Raw genomic sequence first — 19,397 nt, forward strand, 5'->3', positions numbered from 1 at the left:
TTAAAAGACTATGATATAGTAACATGCTAAAGTGGCGATGGAAAACCATATGTATTTTTCGATGATATCGATAGCTTTATCGAAAGAATAACAACATTGGCAAAGTAGTGAATAACAAGCCTTTTAGAAAGATTATTCGTTAAAGTGCCTTTGTTGTTGAAATATATTGATAGACACATGGAGGTTTAATATGGGTGAGAAAAAAGGTTTTTTTAGTCGTTTAGCATCAGGTTTAACGAAAACAAGAGATAGTATTGTATCAGGAATTGAGTCAATTTTTACTGGTGCTTCTAATATTGACGATGATTTTTACGAAGAATTAGAAGAAATCCTAATTATGGCCGATTTAGGTATAAATGCTACAACTTCAATTATCGAAAATTTAAAGGCAAAAGTAAAAGAAAATAAAATTAAAGAGCCAAGCGAATGCCGTGAACTTTTAAAAGCTAGTATGAAAGAGCAGATGAGTTTAACGGAAGATGCGTATGATTTTGAAGATAAAAAATCAGTTGTTTTATTGATCGGTGTAAATGGTGTAGGTAAAACAACATCCGTTGGTAAGTTAGCAGGTCAATTAAAAGATGATGGTAAAAAAGTCATGGTTGCAGCAGCAGATACGTTCCGTGCAGCAGCAATTGAACAGTTAACTGAATGGGCAAATCGTGCTAAAGTTGATATTATTGCTCAAAAAGAGGGAGCTGATCCAGCAGCAGTTATTTACGATGCTGTAAATGCTGCAAAATCCCGTAATATAGATATTTTACTATGCGATACTGCAGGACGTCTTCACAATAAGAAGAATCTTATGGATGAGCTTAGAAAGATTGACCGTGTAATTGAAAGAGAATATCCAGAAGCTTACCGTGAAACATTGGTAGTACTTGATGGAACAACAGGTCAAAATGCCCTAGCTCAGGCAAAGCAGTTTAATGAAGTAGCTAAAATCGATGGTATCGTTTTAACTAAACTTGATGGTACTGCAAAAGGTGGTATTGCTATAGCAATTCAATCTGAGCTCAAGATTCCAGTGAAATATATTGGAGTTGGAGAACATATTGATGATTTACAAAAATTTAATCCAAATGACTTTATAGATGCATTATTCAACGTATAAAGCCTTCTGTTGATTCGAGAGGCAGTTGTTAGCTACCTGTGGAAGAGATGGAAAGGATTATTTTCTAAAACTTTTACGTAAGGAGACTAGTAACATGATGACATTGGAAAAATTTGAAGAAGCAAGTGAAGCAGTCATAAAAGTAACCAATCGTACTAAATTAATATACAGTGATTACTTTTCTGATATAACTGGGAATAAGGTTTACTTAAAACCTGAAAATATGCAATTTACAGGTGCATATAAGGTGAGAGGTGCTTATTATAAAATTAGTACTTTAACCCAAGAGGAACGAGATAAGGGTCTGATTACAGCATCTGCTGGAAATCATGCACAAGGTGTTGCCTATGCTGCAAAGATGTATAATGCAAAGGCGATCATTGTTATGCCAACAACAACTCCTCTTATCAAAGTAAATCGTACGAAAAGCTACGGTGCTGAAGTTGTTTTATATGGAAATGTCTATGATGAAGCTTGTCAGTATGCAATGGATTTAGCAAAAGAAAAAGGATATACCTTTATACACCCGTTTAATGATGAGGTCGTTGCTACTGGACAAGGAACGATTGCAATGGAAATTATTAAAGAACTTCCAACGGTAGACATCATTCTTGCTCCAGTTGGTGGAGGCGGTTTATTAGCTGGTGTATCCACATTAGCTAAATTGCTAAATCCTAATATTAAAGTAATTGGAGTTGAGCCAAAAGGCGCTAATTGCATGCAAGAATCAATCAAAAAAGGACATGTGCTTACCTTACCAAATATTGATACAATTGCAGATGGTACAGCCGTTAAGACACCAGGAGACTTGATCTTTCCATACATTCAAAAAAATGTAGATGATATTATTACGGTTGATGATAGAGAATTAATCGTAAACTTTTTAGATATGATGGAAAATCATAAAATGGTTGTAGAAAATTCTGGTCTATTAACAGTAGCAGCATTAAAGCATTTAAATTGCAAAGGAAAGAAAGTAGTTTCAATCCTAAGTGGTGGTAATATGGATGTTATTACAATGTCCTCTGTTGTTCAACATGGTTTGATTGAACGTGGTAGAGTATTTACTGTATCGGTTCAATTACCTGATAAACCGGGTGAATTGGTTAATGTTGCAAGTGTGATTGCAAAAGAAAAAGGAAATGTAATCCGTCTAGAGCATAATCAGTTTGTAAGTATAAACCGTAACACTGCTGTAGAATTAATAATAACTATGGAAGCCTTTGGACATGAGCATAAAAATGCGATTGTAAAAGCATTAAAAGATAAAGGCTATTGTCCAAAAGTCGTACAGCCAAAAAATACATATATCTAAGATAAACTATATCTAAGAAATTTATATCTAAGATAACTTATATGTAAGATAATATATATGTAAGATAATTTATATGTAAACCATGGTACTTCTTAAGGTAAAAGGTTTCATATGTTTTAATAATAATAATTAAGGCTATTGGCGATAAGTGAACCTCTTTCATTAGATTTCTGTCTAATCAAAGGGGTTTACTTTTTTGCTGGTGGTTTTTAGTTTGTTAAAATACAAGCTAAAGTTCGTTGTCCTGCGAAACGAAAAAAGCAGCTGTAAAATAATTTACAACTGCCATTTCATAAGTTCTGAACTTGGTTCAATATTTTTACTTCTTCAATATGTCATTTAAAAGAGTTTCTAAATCGCCAATACAAGCTCCGCACAATGTTCCAGCTTGTGTAGCTTCTTCCACTTCCTCAAGACTAGTTGCTCCATTGCTTATAGCGTCTTTAATATCCTTTACAGTTAAATCAAAACATGTGCAGATAATATCATCATCGTTCATAAAAATACCTGTTCCTTTCCTATTCTAAGTTAAATCTTATTGGTTTCATATTATTTGAAAATAATAAAATGGTTGCACAAAGATTGCTTCCAATTCAATATTAGTTTATACAAAATATTCTAATTCATACATGCTTGTGCTTTTTAACAAAAAATAGCCAAAAAAATTGCTTTTATGACATGTGGACATGCGTACCGTTACTTGTTATACTAGATATTAAGAGAGAAATAGATTAAGAGAGTTCCACAAATGCATATAAAGTACGTCAGATAAGTATTGACAAAGAATACAGAATAAGATAAGATGTAATTAAAAATAGAACATTTGTTTGGAATATAGAAGGAGACGAATAATGGCTAACGAAGAGAAGATTAAAGCATTGGAATCTGCATTAGCGCAGATTGAAAAACAGTATGGAAAAGGTTCCGTAATGAAACTTGGAGATACAAGTTCTCATATGAACATAGAGACAGTTCCAACTGGCTCCATAAGCCTTGATATTGCTTTAGGACTTGGAGGAGTACCAAAAGGACGTATTATAGAAGTATATGGTCCAGAATCCAGTGGTAAGACAACAGTTGCATTACATATGGTGGCTGAAGTTCAAAAACGTGGTGGAATTGCTGGATTTATCGATGCAGAGCATGCTCTTGATCCTGTATATGCGAAGAATATTGGAGTTGATATTGACAACTTATATATTTCACAGCCAGATAACGGGGAACAAGCACTTGAGATTACAGAAACTATGGTTCGTTCAGGTGCCGTAGATATCGTTATTGTTGACTCCGTAGCAGCATTAGTTCCTAGAGCTGAAATTGATGGTGATATGGGTGATTCTCATGTTGGTTTACAAGCTAGATTAATGTCACAAGCTTTACGTAAATTAACAGCAGTTATTAGCAAATCAAACTGTATCGTTATCTTTATTAACCAGTTACGTGAAAAAGTTGGTGTTATGTTTGGTAACCCAGAAACTACAACAGGTGGTCGTGCACTTAAGTTCTATTCTTCTATTCGACTTGATGTTAGAAGAATTGAATCTTTAAAGCTTGGCGGTGAAATTGTTGGTAATAGAACACGTATTAAGGTAGTAAAGAATAAGATTGCTCCACCTTTTAAGGAAGCAGAATTTGATATTATGTTTGGTAAAGGAATTTCAAGAGAAGGGGATATCCTTGATTTAGCAGCAAATGAAGGCATTGTAGTAAAGAGTGGTGCTTGGTATGCATACAACGATGCTAAGATTGGTCAAGGACGTGAGAATGCTAAAGTATTCTTAAAAGAAAATCCTATGATTCTTGAAGAAATCGAAGGAAAAGTTCGAGAATTTTATAATCTTTCAGACGGACATAAAGAAAAAGTAAATGAAAAAGCAAACGATAAAGCAAACGATAAAGCAAAAGCAGAGGTAAAGGCTGAGTAGTGTAGCAAAAAATTATGATTATAACGAAATTAGAAACAGCAGGAAAGCAAAAAACTAATGTTTATATCGACGAAGCCTATGCTTTTTGGCTGTATAATAAAGAAGTGGATTTATTTGGTCTTAAGGAATACGATACGATATTACCTGAGAAATTACAGGATATTGTAGACAATACGGTATTTTATCGGGCTAAATTAAAAGCGCTACAATTGTTACAACATATGGATCGGACGGAAAAGGAACTAAAAGATCGTTTAATAAAGGAAGCATATCCCCTGGATATTGTTGATAAAACAATGGATTACGTAAGAAGTTTCCATTATATTGATGATGTAAGATATGCAGTTTCTTATATACGATTAAAGCGTATGACAAAGAGTAAGAAACAAATAAGTATGGGACTTTATGCAAAAGGCATTTACGAAGATACAATCGAGCAGGCATATGAAGAGTTAAAAGAATCGGAAGGTAACATGGAAGACTGTGAAGATGCTGAGATTGTAGCAATACGTAAAATTGTTAGTAAAAAATGTAGCGATTTAAGTACCATAACAAAAGAGGAAAAATTAAAAATTTCTGCATCTTTGTATCGAAAAGGTTTCTCTAGTGAGAATATTCGTAAGGTGTTTTCTATGGAGGAATTTGATTCTTATTAATAACTCTCTTGGTTAATATGAATAGTGCTATAAAATATATCAATTGCGGTATATTTTATAGCATTTTTTTTATTAAAATATGGGTATATATTGCATATTTGACCAAAAGATACTATAATTATAATTGGAAAAAAATTGGTTTTCACATATTTTTATAGAAATAATGGAGGGCTTAAAATGGGTAATACTGCACATTTGTCAGCTAAGGAACGAATTACTACTTTGTTAGACAATAATAGTTTTGTTGAAGTCGGTGCTATGGTTACAAAAAGAAATACTGACTTTAATTTGCAACAAAAGGAAGTACCTTCGGATGGCGTTATTACTGGATATGGCATTATTGATGGTAATCCTGTTTATGTATATGCTCAAGACGTTGCAGCGATGAATGGAACAATTGGTGAAATGCACGCGAAAAAAATTGCACATTTATATGATCTAGCTCTTAAAGTCGGAACGCCTATTATTGGTCTTATTGACTGTGCAGGATTAAGATTGCAAGAAGCAACAGATGCACTTGCAGGATTTGGTGAAGTATACTTAAAACAAGTATTAGCGTCTGGTGTAATTCCACAAATAACTGCTGTATTTGGCACCTGCGGTGGTGGTTCAGCAGTATCAGCCTCTTTAAGTGATTTTGTATTTATGGAAGAGAAGAATGCAAGATTATTTGTCAATGCTCCTAATACTATTCTAGGAAATAATCAAGATAGATGTGATACGGCGTCTGCTTCTCATATGGCTGAGGCAGGTGTAGTTGATTTTACTTATGAAGATGAAATTAGTGTACTTAATAATATTAGAAATTTGGTTACTATTTTACCTTCAAACAATGAAGACGATGCTTCTTATGGGGAATGTTTAGATGATTTGAATCGTTTATTGCCATCCTTAGAAGAAAAACTTGGAGATGCAACATTAGCTCTTAAAGATATTTCAGATCAAGGCTTTTTTATGGAAGTAAAGCAAGCATATGCGAAAGAAATGGTAACTGGTTTTATTCGTCTAAATGGCATGACGATAGGGGCAATAGCCAATCGTAGTGAAATTTTAGATGGAGAAGGAAAAGAGATTGCTAGATTTGATGGCACATTAACAAGTGCAGGATGTTATAAAGCTGAGAAGTTTGTTAAAATCTGTGATGCTTATAATATACCGATATTAACACTTACCAATGTGACTGGCTATAGTGCAACAATGAAGGATGAAGCATCGATTGCAGTTGCAGCTGCAAAATTAACTTACGCATTTGCCAATGCAACGGTTCCTAAGGTGAATTTAATTACGAAAAAAGCGTACGGAAGTGCGTATATAACAATGAATTCAAAGCATATTGGAGCAGATATGGTTTTTGCGTTAGAACATGCTGAAATTGGTACAATGAATGCAGAGTTAGCAGCACAGATTATATATCCAGAGAATACTGTAAATCATCATGAAAAAGCTGCAGAATATAAAGCATTACAACAGGACGTGACATCAGCAGCTAAGCGTGGTTATGTGGATGCGATTATTTCCAGTGAATCTGCTAGGCAACACATTGTATATGCATTTGAAATGTTGTTTTCAAAGAGGGAAATTAGGCCAAGCAAAAAGCATGGTACAGTATAGAATGAGGTGAGACAATGAGTATGAACCAAATCATTTTGTTAACAACGAAAGTGGCAACTAGCTCAGATAACAATATAAAAAACACATTGTTAAATATTGCAATCGGTGTAGGAGTTGTTTGCATCGCATTTATTTTCCTCTGCGGAGTTGTATCAATTATTCGTTATCTAACAAAAGCAAATAGAGCATTAAGTGGGGCTGAAAACATACCAGAATTAATTTCAGCCAGCCATGAGGATAAGATAGAAATAGAAAATGTAAGTGAAGAAATAAACTTAGCAGATAATTTAGAATTAGTTGCTGTTATAACAGCTGCAATAGAAGCATATGAAGAGGCAAATGGAAATACTATTTCAACCAATGGATTATATGTTAGATCAATTCGTAAAGTAAATAAAACTAGATGGCAAAATGCATAGTTAAAATTTTAGGAGGAATCAATCGATGAAGAATTATACGATTACTGTAAATGGAAATGTTTATGAAGTTAGCGTTGAAGAAGGTTTCACTGGTGCAGCAAAAACAACACAAACGCCAATGCAATCACCAAGTCAAGTATCACCTGCTCAAAGGGTAGCACCGGCTCCAACAAAAGCACCAGTAGTAGCACCAGCGCAATCATCAGCTCCAACATCGGCACCAGCGCAAACTCAAACTTCTGGTGCACAAGGTTCCATTAAGGTAAATGCTCCAATGCCAGGTAAGATTTTAGGCATTAAAGTAAATGTTGGTCAAGCTGTAAAACGTGGTGATGTTATTGTTATTCTTGAAGCAATGAAAATGGAAAACGAAATTGTTGCTTCTACCGATGGAATAGTAGCTAGTATAGATGTAGCAGTAGGAGCGAATGTTGAGTCTGGCGAGGTATTAGCTACATTAAACTAAAGGAACGGATGTGTTTTGACAGTAAGGAGGAAGAATAATGGCAGGGCATGCTAAAAAACCGGTAAAGATTACCGAAACTATATTACGTGATGCGCATCAGTCATTAATTGCTACCCGAATGACTACGCAGCAGATGTTACCAATTATTGAGACGATGGATCAAGTTGGATATCATGCGGTAGAATGTTGGGGTGGTGCTACATTTGATGCATCCTTAAGATTCTTAAAAGAGGATCCATGGGAACGACTTCGTATCTTACGCAACGGATTTAAGAACACAAAATTACAGATGTTATTACGTGGACAAAATCTTTTAGGCTATCGTCATTATGCAGATGATGTTGTAGAATATTTTGTTCAAAAGTCAATTGCAAATGGAATTGATATTATACGTATCTTTGATGCGCTGAACGATTTACGAAATGTCAAATGTGCAGTTGACGCTACAAAGAAAGAAAAAGGTCATGCACAAATTGCAATCGCATATACCTTAGGAGATTCCTATACTACGGAATATTATGTGAATATAGCTAAACAGATTGAGGAGATGGGAGCAGACTCTTTGTGTATCAAAGATATGGCGGGACTTTTAATTCCTTATGAAGCAACAAACCTTGTAACGGCAATTAAATCTGAAATAAAAATTCCTATTGAAGTTCATACTCATTATACTTCTGGTGTTGGTGGTATGACCTATTTAAAAGCAGTGGAAGCAGGATGTGATATTATTGATACAGCAATATCACCTTTTTCAATGGGAACTAGTCAACCAGCAACGGAAGTTATGGTGGAAACATTTAAGGATACGGCTTTTGATACAGGCTTAAGTCAAGATTTATTATCTGAAATTGCAGATTATTTTAGACCAATCCAAGAAAATGCTTTGGATGTTGGATTATTAAATCCTAAGGTTATGGGTGTAAATATAAAAACACTTTTATACCAAGTGCCAGGAGGCATGTTATCTAATTTAGTATCTCAGTTAAAAGAACAAAAAGCGGAAGATAAATATTATGATGTACTAAAGGAAATTCCGAAGGTTCGCGAAGATTTTGGTGAACCACCACTTGTAACACCTTCCAGTCAGATTGTAGGTACACAAGCAGTTCTTAACGTTTTAGGTGGCGAGAGATATAAGATGATAACAAAGGAAAGTAAGGCTCTTCTTAGCGGTGAGTACGGCAAAACTGTTAAGCCTTTTAATAAAGAGGTTCAAAAGAAGGCAATTGGTGATAAAAAACCTATTACATGTCGCCCAGCGGACCTTTTAAAACCAGAACTTGAGGCTATTGAAAAAGAAATGTCTGAGTGGAAGCAACAAGATGAAGATATTCTTTCTTATGCATTATTTCCACAGGTTGCAATGGAGTATTTCAAATATCGCCAAGCACAACAAACAAGAATCGATGTAACAATTGCGGATACAGCAAATCAAGCATATCCAGTCTAAATATTAATCAAGAAAACAACACACGAAATAGCATAAAAAGAGAGATTTTTCACTTTTGTATGTTTTTGGAGTGTGTTGTTTTTAGGGTTTTGTATTGACATAAGATTTCCCGTAAGTTATAATACTTCATATTTATATCAGAATAATAGGAAATGAATTTAGTAAGCTTTATAACGAATTAAACATTACTTCTTGCATATTTTTAAGTATTATGGTTAAATATTTTAGTTGAATAAGATATGACTACATAAGTGTATCGATTAGACTTAAGTGTGTAAAAGATAATGTAACTATTTCCGTTTAGCTATGTTGAAATAATTATTAGTAGAATAGTTATTAGATAATAGTTATTGAAAGCAATAGTTAATATAAGTAAATATATTATGAGATAAAGTATTATAGACGATAGTTATTATATGTACAATATTACAAGAAAAAGTTATTATAGGCAATAGTTATTGTATGTTAATAGTATTGCCATTTAGTTATTATAAGACTATAATTATGAGTAATAAGATTTAAAACAATAAAATTGCATACAATGTAATTGTGAGTTATATAATAACAATAATATAATGCGAATCATGTTACAGTGAGTTATATACTTATATTTATGTAATTATGAATTATATAATTGTGAGCAAAACAATTGTGAGTAATATAATTGTAAATAACATAATTAAGAATAATAACAACAAGTTATATGATTACGGGTAATATAGTAACTAATAATATAATTACATGTAATATAAAAAAGTAAATTATATAATGAAAAAACATAATTTCCATTAATATAATTACGAGCAATATGATTACAAGTAATGTAATTACTTATATTAGGTATAAATTGAATATTATGATAAGAAAGGAACGGGTAGGATGTTTTCTAAAAAGTTTAAAAAAATTAGTGGAATCGTATTAAGCCTAGTTTTAACACTGTCGTTAACAGCTTGTGGTTCTACCTCAAATGATATAGGGCAAGATACCTCTAAAAAAATAGTTAATGTGGGGGTAACTTATGCACCAGGTAATATCAATCCATTATCTCCAAATGGAGAAGTTGCAACCTATGCAACTGGTTTATTATTTTTACCACTTGTGGAATTAGATAGTGATATGAAGTTTCAGCCAATGTTGGCAGAATCAATTACGACAGAAGATAATTTAACATTCACAATAAAAATTGATGAGAAGGCAACTTGGACCGATGGAACTCCTGTAACATCTGATGATGTTATCTTTACAATCAAACAAATTGCAAATCCGAAAGTAGGATCAATTTACGCATATGTGTATTCTGTTTTTGAAGGATTTGATGAATCCGGTTATATTGAAGAAGGAGTAACGGATATCCCTGGAGTTATTCGTGTGGATGATAAAACTTTACAATTAGTTGCAAAAGAACCTTTATCATTAACAACGTTCCAAAATTCCGTAGGTAGATATCTATGGACGATTCCAGAACATGCGCTTAAGGATATTGCACCAGAAGATTTAGTTGCTTCTGAATTCTTTCAAAATCCTACTGTAACAAGTGGTCCATTTACATTAATCAGTTATGATAGAGATCATTATGTACAGTTTGCTGCAAACAAAGATTATTTTAAAGGTGCTCCAAAGATTGATCAAATGAATTTTAATGTTATGCAGGGAACTCAGATTTATGCTAGATTACAATCTGGTGAAATCGATATGACAATCCCTACATTAGCTATGGTTCCAGTTACTGATTATGATGCCATTCTTTCACTTGAGAATGTAACAGCAACTGTGGATAAGCCTATTACAAATCAATATGTTTATATTAATGAAAATGTTATTCCAGATGCAAAAGTACGTAAGGCATTTGTATATGCAATTAATCGTCAGCGTATTGTGGATGAATTATTACTTGGAAATGGTGAAGTAATTGATGGTTTCTTTACTTCTTATAGCCCATATTTTGATAACTCATTATCAGTAACAGAATATAACCCTGAAAAGGCAAAAGAGTTGTTAGCAGAAGCAGGATGGGATAGCAATAAAGAAATTACAATTAGTGTATCCTCTGGAGATGAAACATTTATTCAAGCAGCTAATATCGTTGCAGCAAATTTAAATGAAGTTGGCGTTAAAGCAAAAATTAAAGTGACTGATTTTGCAACATTATTAGATGAACTTTATTCAATGAATTATGATTTAGGCGTTATTCAATATACCTTTGTACCAGTAGATCCTTATCCAGACATTTCTTACCTTTTACAAGAAGGTAATGTAAATGGTTATTATAATGAAGAGGTAAATAATTTACTTGCACAAGTAAAGAGCGAGGATGATTTTGATACAATTAATGAAATTTATGCAAGAATCAATCAAATCGCTGCAGAAGAAGTGCCAATGTTCTCTGTTTATGCACCAAGTTCAATTGGAGTTGTTTCAAAAAGACTTAGTGGTGTAGAGGCAAAGGCATACGGAACATTTATCAATGTCCATGAATGGGATATTGTTCAATAAAAGATTAAAGAAACATTTTAAAAATCTAAATTAGAAAGGTCTGCCATAGATCATAGATAAGGGGATTGTGATTGCCACTTTGTATTCTATGATTTATGGCAGTATCACATCAATTTGATGTGAAAGGCAAGGGATAATAATGGAACATTTACTTGAAGTTAAGAATCTTCAGACAAGTGTAGTTAAACAGAAAACAGAAACGAACCTTACAAGTGATGTGTCCTTTTATATAGATAAAGGAGAGACAGTTGGTATTGTCGGCGAGTCTGGATGTGGTAAAAGTGTTACTGCTTTATCAATTATACAGTTACTAGCAAAGAACGTGAAAATAACAAACGGAAGTGTGTTATTTGAAGGGGAAGATTTAGTAAAACGTACCGATAAAGATATGAATGAGGTTCGAGGTAATGATATCTCAATGATATTTCAAGATACGATGTCAGCACTTAACCCAGTGTTTACCATTGGTAATCAATTAGTGGAAGCAATATGTACACATCAAAATCTTAGTAAAGAAGAGGCACGTAAGCAGGCTATTCAATTACTTTCAAATGTTGGTCTACCAAGACCTGAAAAAATCATGAAAGAGTTCTCCTTTATGCTATCCGGTGGTATGCGTCAAAGAGCCATGATTGCCATGGCTCTTTCATGCAGTCCAAAATTATTAATTGCGGATGAACCGACAACAGCACTTGATGTTACGATACAAGCTCAAATTGTTGAATTAATTAAAAAATTAAAAGAAGAACAAAATATGTCTGTTCTATTAATTAGCCATGATATGGGCTTAATTGCAGAGTTAGTGGATAGAGTTATTGTTATGTATGCGGGAGAGATTGTAGAAGAAGCCAATGTATTTGATTTATTTGAACGTCCAATGCATCCATATACAAAAGCGTTATTAGACTCAATTCCAAAAGTAGAAGATGAAAAGACAAGAGTTTTGGAATCAATTCCTGGCTCTGTACCAGAAAATTATCAAGACATTACAGGTTGTCGTTTTTGTTCAAGATGTAAGTATGCATTTGATAAATGTAAGAAGGAACATCCACAATTAGAGGAAATTGAAGAAAATCATTTTGTAAGATGTTTTGCGGCGAAGAAGGAGGGATTTTTTGATGCAAGAAAATAATAAATCGAAAGAACCTCTGTTAGAAATTAGAGATTTAAAAAAATATTACGAAGCGTCGAAAGACTTTTTATCACGTACAAAAACCTATGTTAAAGCGGTGGATGGAGTGAATTTAGTAATAGAAAGAGGAGAAACTCTTGGTCTTGTTGGAGAATCAGGCTGTGGTAAGACTACGATTGGAAAACAAATAGTGGGACTTGAAACACCAACAGAAGGTGAAATATATTTTGGAGGAAAATGCATTTCAACTTCAAAGAAACTTGAGATTAAAAATGATAGAGACAAAATTCAGATGATATTTCAGGATCCAATGTCTTCACTAAATCCAAGAAAACGTGTTTATGATATATTGTCAACACCTTTATTGATTCATAATAAGGCATCAAAAGGCGAATTAGAAAAAGAAGTGAATCGTCTTTTAGATTTGGTTGGGCTTCCAAAGAATGCAGCCAGTAAATTTCCACACGAGTTTTCTGGCGGTCAACGTCAACGTATTGGAATTGCAAGAGCGATTGCAGTGAAGCCTGAACTAATCGTTTGTGATGAGCCAGTTTCTGCGCTTGATGTTTCTGTTCAAGCTCAAATTTTAAATTTAATGAAGGATTTGCAAAGAGAATTACAAATATCTTATTTATTTATAGGACATGGCCTTGGTGCGGTGAAATATATTAGTGATCGGATTGCAGTTATGTATCTTGGTAAGATCGTTGAAATCGGTACCGCTGAAGAAATATTTGGCCATCCAAAACACCCGTATATTATGGCAATGAAAGATGCAACACCAATTCATGATCCAAGACAAAGAGGAAAAGAACGAATGGTGCTAACAGGAGAAGTTCCAAATGCTATTAATGTGCCAAGTGGTTGTAGATTTCATCCACGATGTCCATATGCGAAAGAAATTTGTAGTCAGCAAGTTCCAGAATTAATGGGTAACGAACATAAGTCAGCATGCTTTTTTGCAGATGAATTCTAACGGAGGTGATTTCGAATGAAATATATTTTAAAACGTTTAATGATTGCTATCCCAGTTCTGATTGGAATCACCATTGTTGACTTTCTATTAATGAATCTTGCGCCAGGTAATCCTCTTGACATGATGAGAAATCCATTTGTTTCAGATACGGCACTAGAATTAAAGGAGCAAGCCCTTGGGTTAAATCAACCCTTATACATTCAATATTTTACATGGTTAAAAGAGTTACTACATGGTAATCTTGGGTATTCAGTGATTACTTATCAACCAGTAGCTAAGCTAATTGCAAGTCATATAGGCCCAACTTTATTATTAATGGGTGTGTCTTTATTCTTTGGTCTATTGATAGCAATACCAGTAGGAGTGATTAGTGCAACAAAACAGTATTCAAAGACTGATTACGCAGTAGTTTCTGCCTCCTTCCTTGGTATTTCAATTCCAAGTTTCTTTTTAGCTATGCTATTTATTTACATTTTTACGGTCAAGCTGAAATGGCTGCCGTCTAGTGGAATGGTAACTTTAGGTGGAAAAGGGGATTTTGTTGATATCCTAAAACATATCATACAACCAGCACTTGTGTTAACAATTGCTGTAGCAGGAAGAAATATACGTTATATACGTTCTAGTATGTTAGAAATACTAGATCAAGAATATCTTAGAACAGCAAAAGGTAAAGGTCTTAGAAACTTTTTGGTTGTTAATAAACATGCAATGAGAAATGCTTTGATTCCGATTGTAACTGTAATTGGTATGGAAATACCAGTCGTATTTGGCGGTGCTGTTGTTATTGAGCAAATATTTTCTTGGCCTGGAATTGGATTACTTACGATGAGTTCTATTATGAGTCGTGATTATCCTACCATTATGGGATTAAATTTGGTAGCTGCAATAATTGTATTGTTAGCTAATTTACTCACGGATATTGCTTATGGTCTCGTAAATCCAAGGATAAAATTAAAGTAAGGAGGAGCATGCTATGACATGGAATCGAATCAAGGCATTTGATGGAGTCCAGAATGTAAAAAAAGATAATAACTACTTACTTTCTGTATTAAAGAAATTCACGAAACATAAACTAGCACTCGTCAGTGTGTTTGTATTATTATTTATTATATTATGTGCGGTGTTTGCACCACTGATTGCTCCTTATCATCCGGATAGTATTGTTGGTTCATTTAGTGCACCACCAGATAAGAATCATTTACTAGGAACTGACCAGATTGGAAGAGATGTTCTTAGTCGTGTAATGTACGGTGCAAGAATCTCACTTTTAGTTGGACTTAGTTCTGTAGCAATTGGTTTAGCAATCGGCATTGTATTAGGATTAGTTTCAGGTTATTTTGGCGGTGTAATCGACATGATAATTATGCGTCTTACTGATATTGTTATGTCATTCCCATATATTATGCTTATTTTAGTAGTTGCAGGTATCGTAGGACCTGGATTATTAAATATTATATTAATTCTTGGTTTCCTAAATTGGCCAAGTGTTGCAAGATTAGTAAGAGGTAATGTGTTAGCAATTAAGGAGCTTGATTATGTAAAAGCAAGCGTTGTACAAGGTTATAGTACAAGACGTACCTTATTTTCTGAAATATTACCGAACACCATTGCGCCAATTTTAATTTATGCAAGTTCAGGGATTGCTTGGGCAATTTTAGATGAAGCTGCTTTAAGCTTTTTGGGCTTTGGTGTTCAAGCACCAACAGCAAGCCTTGGTAATATGTTAAATGGAACACAATCCCTTACAATTTTAACATCTAAGCCTTGGCTTTGGATACCACCAGGAATTGTGATAATTTTGATTGTATTATCCATTAATTTTATTGGAGATGCTTTAAGAGATGCATTTGATCCAAATAATAATGGGAAGTAAGGTTTTTTTTAAATATAGTATTGTACAATTTTATTTAAAGTGAATGAAGAATTTAAAAACGGTAGATTCCAAATGTGATATGCTCCCTGTCAAGTAGACAGGCCAAATATCTAAAGTAATGCTCATAAATCAGTCATACGATTTTCGTATGGCTGATTTTTTATGCGCACCACTTTGATTTATATTTCTCAATTCTTTTATTCTTTGCAATCGGATATGTTGTTGGAGTTGCGGAAGCTAACGCTTCAGCCCTTACCTCAGCAGGTGTTTTACAATCATATCTGCTTTGAGGTCGCTCATCTCGATAGAATCGGATATAATCTTTGATTGCATGACGTAATGATAACTCATCTGTTATCTCGTACATTTGATACATTTCTGATTTAATGATTCCCCAAAAACCTTCCGTTGGTCCATTATCAATACAATGGCCAACTCTGGACATTGATTGAATCATTTCGCTATCTTGAAGTTTTCTCTGGAACACCTTATTTGTATACTGAAAGCCTCGGTCGCTATGAAAAATAGGCTTTGCAGTTGAATTAGCATCAATTGCTTTATCAAAGGTTTTGAATACCAGTTGATTGTTGTTTCTGCCGCTTATAACAAATGCAACAGGATAACGATCATAGAGATCTATGATCGCACTAAGATATAGTTTCTTATTGGTTTCAGGAATCTTAAACTCCGTTACATCAGTAGCCCACTTTTGATTAGGCTCTGTTGCATAAAAGTCTCTTGCTAACTTATTTTCTGCTGTTTCTTCTGGCTTGGAAGAATTGTATTTTTTCTTCTTTTTACGAATAACAGAATGGATTCCAAGTTTTTTCATAATACGATGAATTTGTTTCCTTGAATAATGAGTATGATTGAAATGATTGATCCAATCCGTCATTCTTCGGTACCCTAAGATATGAGAAAATCTTTCATCATACTCTTTGATTAATTCTGCGATTTCGATATTAGTTTTTTCTTGTTCTGGTACAATTCTATGTTTCCATTTGTAGAACGCAGCTCTGGCGATTCCAAGCTGTGCACACATCCAGTTGACACTCCAACCCTTGTTCGTATGGAAGTATTCAATAACAAGATACTTTGATTCATGGCGTTGCTTTCCGAGTCTCACATCCCTTCGAATTCTTTCACTTTTTTTAACAGTTCTACCACCATATCTTTTTCTTCAAGCTGACGCTTTAGCCGAAGATTCTCTCTTCGTAATCGTTCTAATTCATCAACTTCATCATCTGTCTTATGTCGACCACGTTTGTCAGTAAGACCTTCTTCACCTGTGGCATCATATTTTTTCACCCAGGAATACACCTGACTGTAAGAAACATCGTAAAGTGCTGCTGTGTCCTTATAATCACGATTGTGTTCAATGCAGTATGTAACGATTTCTTTGCGTTCCTGAATAGTTGTTTTTCGCCTTGCCTCTGCCATATAGACCTCCCGTTTCGGATCGTAATCCTTAAGTTCTCTATTGGCATTATACTTCATAATCCACTGTTTTAGTGTCGAATCAGACAAAATATTATATTTAGCTGCAAGTTCTTCTAAAGATCCTTCTCCACGCAGATATCGTTCGACCATTTCAGTTTTAAACTCTTTTGTATAAGCTTTATTCCCTATTGGATTTTGAAACACCTCAATACCTGAATAGTTATAAAAATGTAACCATTTATGAACAGAACAATTCCTTTTCTTTTCGTTAAAAGGAATATCATATTTTGCACAAATTTCTCGCATTGATAAATTTCCAGATAAATAATCTTCACAAGCACTCGCTTTAGTTTCAGGGGAGTATTTAGCTTTTCTGGACATGAAAAATCCTCCTTAAGTAGATTTTGGTTATTTACCTTGTCTACTTAAGGAGGATCATATCAATGGAGTCTACCGTTTTTTTGAAACATACATCTTTGTAAGTAAATTATACTTACGAGAGATAAATAAAGCATCGTTTAATATAAATCTTATTAAGAAAAATATATATTTAATTTAATATTGATTTTAATAAAATTAAATGTTATATTTAATATTGTTAAAGGAGGAATCACTATGGCAATAGAAGTTGTACCAGAATGGATGGCGAATCTTGACGATGAAGATGTAGCATTTATCAAAAAGTTTCTTTTAGCATCTGGATCCCTTAAGGAAATTGCAAATCAATATGGAGTAACCTACCCAACGGTAAGACTTAGACTGGATAAGTTAATACAAAAAATTCAGATAAGCGAAGAGAATGCCAATGAGCCATATATTGCCCTGATAAAGAGGCTAGCGGTGAATGATAAGGTAGATTTTGATACCGCTAAAATATTGATTGCAGAATATAAAAAATCAAAAAGGAGCATAGATAAATGAGAAACGTATTTATTTTTATGATAGTACTGTTACTGTTTATAATAGGTTTGGTAGTACTACAAATTAATCTTTCGAAAAAAAGAAACAAGTGGTTGGGATTAGTAATACCTTTCATTTGCTTTTTATTTTCAATTCTGACGATAAGTAATATGTATCTATTCTCGACTGTAAAAACGGTAACAGTAACCGAAACTACGTCAATAACCGAAACTACGTCGACAAACGAATCTATGGAGAATGGTACTGTAATAGAGTCAGAGGCTATAGTACCACAGCAGTTAAAACCGAGTGTTGGTGAGATGTTATTAAGTGTAGTTCCAGTATTTATTATTACAAACATTCCTACAATCATTTTTATTACTATTTATTTCTCTTGTCGTGAGAAGTTAAAAAATAATAAGGAATTAGAAAAAATGAATATACAGGATTTGGATTAAGGTTGAATTTAAAAAAGTAATTAATGTAATGATAATTAAGATAGAAGCTATAATAAATTTTTTTATAAAATCACAACATATGATATAAAAATATGTTGTGATTTTTTTGGTCATAAAGACACAAGATGTAGACAAATATACTACAATTTAAGGACATAAAAAAATGATTTGTAATTTTGTTAATGGCTCAATATGCTGATTTTAACAGCTTTTATAAGCATATCTAAATTAATTACGTTGTTTCATAAAGATGAGAACGTTAAATTTTATGGACAAAATTACATTTATTAATTCTACTATCTATAGTACAATACCAATATCGATTAAGTTTTTTATTAGAGCAATTAGGAGAAAAGATATGGTACCATTTTATCAAATCCAGAAAAAAGATTTGACATTACAACATAATTTTCGGGAGCTTAAATATCCTTCCCATATGCATAAAGAGATTGAAATTATCTATATGCGGGAAGGAAGGCAGAAAATACATATAAACAATCAAGAGTACGTACTTAACAAAGGAGAGGCAGCGATTATCTTTCCAGAACAACTTCATGATTATCATCGTGAAACAAATAATGCCACAGAAGAAATTATTATTTTATGTTCACCTGAATTTTATCGTAATTTTTTCCCTGATTTGTCAGATAAAATCCCACTTAATCCAATTCTTAGCCAAAGCATAATTCATCCAGACGCTGTATATGCATTAGAACATATACAAATAGAAGATTCTTTTATAGCTCAACTTGCAGCAACGATTATGATAATAACTCGGTTCTTGGAGAATATTGAACTAAAGGAAATTCAAAAAATATATGTAAAGGATATTAGCTATAGAGTGATGGAATATATTAGGGAAAATTATAAGTGTGATTTGAGCTTAGAGTCTATTGCGAAAGAATTTTGTGTAAATAAGAATTATATCTCACATATATTTTCAAAAAAGCTAGGGATAAATTTTAGAAAATATTTAGGACATCTACGTGTAGAGCATGCTGCAAATCTACTTCGTACTACTGATGATAAAGTAGCGATTATCGCTAAAAATTCAGGGTTTGATAGTCAAAGGACATTTAATCGTATTTTTTATGAGATTTTCGGTGTTACGCCAATGGACTATCGTAAGAATGTAACTAGTGATAAGGATTAACATGTGAAATTTA

The 19,397-nt window shown here is 33.3% G+C and carries 19 protein-coding genes; 16 read left to right on the forward strand and 3 right to left on the reverse strand.

Going from position 1 to position 19,397, the window contains the following annotated elements:
- The first annotated feature begins 190 nt into the window (after positions 1-190).
- Positions 191-1,114, forward strand: coding sequence for a signal recognition particle-docking protein FtsY (gene ftsY, locus BN4220_RS14740; protein WP_066717954.1), 924 nt, complete (start codon positions 191-193; stop codon positions 1,112-1,114).
- 94 nt (positions 1,115-1,208) lie between these two features.
- A complete protein-coding gene (ilvA, locus tag BN4220_RS14745) occupies positions 1,209-2,429 on the forward strand; it encodes a threonine ammonia-lyase (RefSeq protein WP_066721055.1) in 1,221 nt (406 codons plus the stop codon).
- Positions 2,430-2,748: 319 nt separating this feature from the next.
- Here ilvA and BN4220_RS14750 read toward each other — a convergent pair whose 3' ends face one another.
- Complete coding sequence (locus tag BN4220_RS14750; RefSeq protein WP_066717956.1) at positions 2,749-2,928, reverse strand: (2Fe-2S)-binding protein; 180 nt, start codon at positions 2,926-2,928, stop codon at positions 2,749-2,751.
- A gap of 352 nt (positions 2,929-3,280) precedes the next feature.
- On the opposite strand from BN4220_RS14750, the gene recA reads away from it, so the two are divergent.
- The 11 genes from recA (at position 3,281) to opp4C (ending at position 15,433) form a co-directional block, all read left to right on the forward strand.
- Positions 3,281-4,354 (forward strand): recombinase RecA, encoded by a 1,074-nt coding sequence (gene recA, locus BN4220_RS14755; protein WP_066717964.1) that lies wholly within the window; start codon positions 3,281-3,283, stop codon positions 4,352-4,354.
- Positions 4,355-4,368: 14 nt separating this feature from the next.
- Positions 4,369-5,010, forward strand: a complete 642-nt coding sequence (locus tag BN4220_RS14760) for a regulatory protein RecX (RefSeq protein WP_066717968.1) — start codon at positions 4,369-4,371, stop codon at positions 5,008-5,010.
- Between the two features lie 177 nt (positions 5,011-5,187).
- Positions 5,188-6,621, forward strand: a complete 1,434-nt coding sequence (locus tag BN4220_RS14765; protein WP_066717971.1) for an acyl-CoA carboxylase subunit beta — start codon at positions 5,188-5,190, stop codon at positions 6,619-6,621.
- Between the two features lie 14 nt (positions 6,622-6,635).
- Positions 6,636-7,040: an OadG family protein gene (locus BN4220_RS14770; RefSeq protein WP_066717973.1), complete on the forward strand. Its 405-nt coding sequence runs from the start codon at positions 6,636-6,638 to the stop codon at positions 7,038-7,040.
- A gap of 25 nt (positions 7,041-7,065) precedes the next feature.
- Positions 7,066-7,506, forward strand: coding sequence for a biotin/lipoyl-containing protein (locus BN4220_RS14775; protein WP_066717977.1), 441 nt, complete (start codon positions 7,066-7,068; stop codon positions 7,504-7,506).
- A 37-nt stretch (positions 7,507-7,543) separates the two neighbouring features.
- Positions 7,544-8,956 carry an oxaloacetate decarboxylase subunit alpha gene (locus BN4220_RS14780; RefSeq protein ID WP_066717980.1) on the forward strand — a complete coding sequence of 471 codons (1,413 nt, stop codon included), beginning with the start codon at positions 7,544-7,546 and terminating at the stop codon, positions 8,954-8,956.
- 879 nt (positions 8,957-9,835) lie between these two features.
- Positions 9,836-11,449, forward strand: a complete 1,614-nt coding sequence (locus BN4220_RS14785) for an ABC transporter substrate-binding protein (protein ID WP_242867801.1) — start codon at positions 9,836-9,838, stop codon at positions 11,447-11,449.
- Between the two features lie 139 nt (positions 11,450-11,588).
- Positions 11,589-12,581 carry an ABC transporter ATP-binding protein gene (locus BN4220_RS14790; protein WP_066717983.1) on the forward strand — a complete coding sequence of 331 codons (993 nt, stop codon included), beginning with the start codon at positions 11,589-11,591 and terminating at the stop codon, positions 12,579-12,581.
- Positions 12,568-13,557, forward strand: coding sequence for an ABC transporter ATP-binding protein (locus tag BN4220_RS14795; protein WP_066717987.1), 990 nt, complete (start codon positions 12,568-12,570; stop codon positions 13,555-13,557). Before BN4220_RS14790 ends, BN4220_RS14795 begins: the two co-directional genes overlap by 14 nt.
- A 15-nt stretch (positions 13,558-13,572) precedes the next feature.
- Positions 13,573-14,520 carry an ABC transporter permease gene (locus BN4220_RS14800; protein ID WP_066717990.1) on the forward strand — a complete coding sequence of 316 codons (948 nt, stop codon included), beginning with the start codon at positions 13,573-13,575 and terminating at the stop codon, positions 14,518-14,520.
- Positions 14,521-14,533: 13 nt separating this feature from the next.
- Complete coding sequence (gene opp4C / locus BN4220_RS14805; protein ID WP_066717993.1) at positions 14,534-15,433, forward strand: oligopeptide ABC transporter permease; 900 nt, start codon at positions 14,534-14,536, stop codon at positions 15,431-15,433.
- A 160-nt stretch (positions 15,434-15,593) separates the two neighbouring features.
- Here opp4C and BN4220_RS14810 read toward each other — a convergent pair whose 3' ends face one another.
- Positions 15,594-16,559 carry an IS3 family transposase gene (locus BN4220_RS14810; protein ID WP_066712010.1) on the reverse strand — a complete coding sequence of 322 codons (966 nt, stop codon included), beginning with the start codon at positions 16,557-16,559 and terminating at the stop codon, positions 15,594-15,596.
- Positions 16,556-17,254, reverse strand: a complete 699-nt coding sequence (locus tag BN4220_RS14815; protein WP_066712009.1) for a helix-turn-helix domain-containing protein — start codon at positions 17,252-17,254, stop codon at positions 16,556-16,558. Before BN4220_RS14815 ends, BN4220_RS14810 begins: the two co-directional genes overlap by 4 nt.
- A gap of 234 nt (positions 17,255-17,488) precedes the next feature.
- Here BN4220_RS14815 and BN4220_RS14820 point away from each other — a divergent pair, with 234 nt between their 5' ends.
- The 3 genes from BN4220_RS14820 to BN4220_RS14830 all read left to right on the forward strand — a co-directional run bounded on the left by BN4220_RS14820 (position 17,489) and on the right by BN4220_RS14830 (position 19,384).
- Positions 17,489-17,794 carry a DUF2089 family protein gene (locus BN4220_RS14820; protein ID WP_066717996.1) on the forward strand — a complete coding sequence of 102 codons (306 nt, stop codon included), beginning with the start codon at positions 17,489-17,491 and terminating at the stop codon, positions 17,792-17,794.
- The gene (locus BN4220_RS14825) at positions 17,791-18,231 is read left to right on the forward strand and encodes a hypothetical protein (RefSeq protein WP_066717998.1); all 441 of its coding nucleotides are present in this window, start codon (positions 17,791-17,793) and stop codon (positions 18,229-18,231) included. The genes BN4220_RS14820 and BN4220_RS14825 overlap by 4 nt, the downstream gene beginning before the upstream one ends.
- 358 nt (positions 18,232-18,589) lie before the next feature.
- Positions 18,590-19,384 carry a helix-turn-helix transcriptional regulator gene (locus BN4220_RS14830; protein ID WP_066718000.1) on the forward strand — a complete coding sequence of 265 codons (795 nt, stop codon included), beginning with the start codon at positions 18,590-18,592 and terminating at the stop codon, positions 19,382-19,384.
- The last annotated feature ends 13 nt before the right edge of the window (positions 19,385-19,397 follow it).

Source organism: Clostridium sp. Marseille-P299, from assembly GCF_900078195.1.
Taxonomy (GTDB): Bacteria; Bacillota; Clostridia; order Lachnospirales; family Lachnospiraceae; genus Lachnoclostridium.

Excerpts from the sequence above, each read along its gene's own strand:
- BN4220_RS14750 (WP_066717956.1), bottom strand. The coding sequence starts at position 2,928 with ATGAACGATGATGATATTATCTGCACATGTTTTGATTTAACTGTAAAG.
- opp4C (WP_066717993.1), top strand. The coding sequence starts at position 14,534 with ATGACATGGAATCGAATCAAGGCATTTGATGGAGTCCAGAATGTAAAA.
- BN4220_RS14825 (WP_066717998.1), top strand. The coding sequence starts at position 17,791 with ATGAGAAACGTATTTATTTTTATGATAGTACTGTTACTGTTTATAATA.
- BN4220_RS14780 (WP_066717980.1), top strand. The coding sequence starts at position 7,544 with ATGGCAGGGCATGCTAAAAAACCGGTAAAGATTACCGAAACTATATTA.
- BN4220_RS14800 (WP_066717990.1), top strand. The coding sequence starts at position 13,573 with ATGAAATATATTTTAAAACGTTTAATGATTGCTATCCCAGTTCTGATT.
- BN4220_RS14815 (WP_066712009.1), bottom strand. The coding sequence starts at position 17,254 with ATGTCCAGAAAAGCTAAATACTCCCCTGAAACTAAAGCGAGTGCTTGT.
- BN4220_RS14785 (WP_242867801.1), top strand. The coding sequence starts at position 9,836 with ATGTTTTCTAAAAAGTTTAAAAAAATTAGTGGAATCGTATTAAGCCTA.
- BN4220_RS14765 (WP_066717971.1), top strand. The coding sequence starts at position 5,188 with ATGGGTAATACTGCACATTTGTCAGCTAAGGAACGAATTACTACTTTG.
- BN4220_RS14830 (WP_066718000.1), top strand. The coding sequence starts at position 18,590 with ATGGTACCATTTTATCAAATCCAGAAAAAAGATTTGACATTACAACAT.
- BN4220_RS14820 (WP_066717996.1), top strand. The coding sequence starts at position 17,489 with ATGGCAATAGAAGTTGTACCAGAATGGATGGCGAATCTTGACGATGAA.
- ftsY (WP_066717954.1), top strand. The coding sequence starts at position 191 with ATGGGTGAGAAAAAAGGTTTTTTTAGTCGTTTAGCATCAGGTTTAACG.
- ilvA (WP_066721055.1), top strand. The coding sequence starts at position 1,209 with ATGATGACATTGGAAAAATTTGAAGAAGCAAGTGAAGCAGTCATAAAA.
- BN4220_RS14775 (WP_066717977.1), top strand. The coding sequence starts at position 7,066 with ATGAAGAATTATACGATTACTGTAAATGGAAATGTTTATGAAGTTAGC.
- BN4220_RS14790 (WP_066717983.1), top strand. The coding sequence starts at position 11,589 with ATGGAACATTTACTTGAAGTTAAGAATCTTCAGACAAGTGTAGTTAAA.
- BN4220_RS14760 (WP_066717968.1), top strand. The coding sequence starts at position 4,369 with ATGATTATAACGAAATTAGAAACAGCAGGAAAGCAAAAAACTAATGTT.
- BN4220_RS14795 (WP_066717987.1), top strand. The coding sequence starts at position 12,568 with ATGCAAGAAAATAATAAATCGAAAGAACCTCTGTTAGAAATTAGAGAT.
- recA (WP_066717964.1), top strand. The coding sequence starts at position 3,281 with ATGGCTAACGAAGAGAAGATTAAAGCATTGGAATCTGCATTAGCGCAG.
- BN4220_RS14770 (WP_066717973.1), top strand. The coding sequence starts at position 6,636 with ATGAGTATGAACCAAATCATTTTGTTAACAACGAAAGTGGCAACTAGC.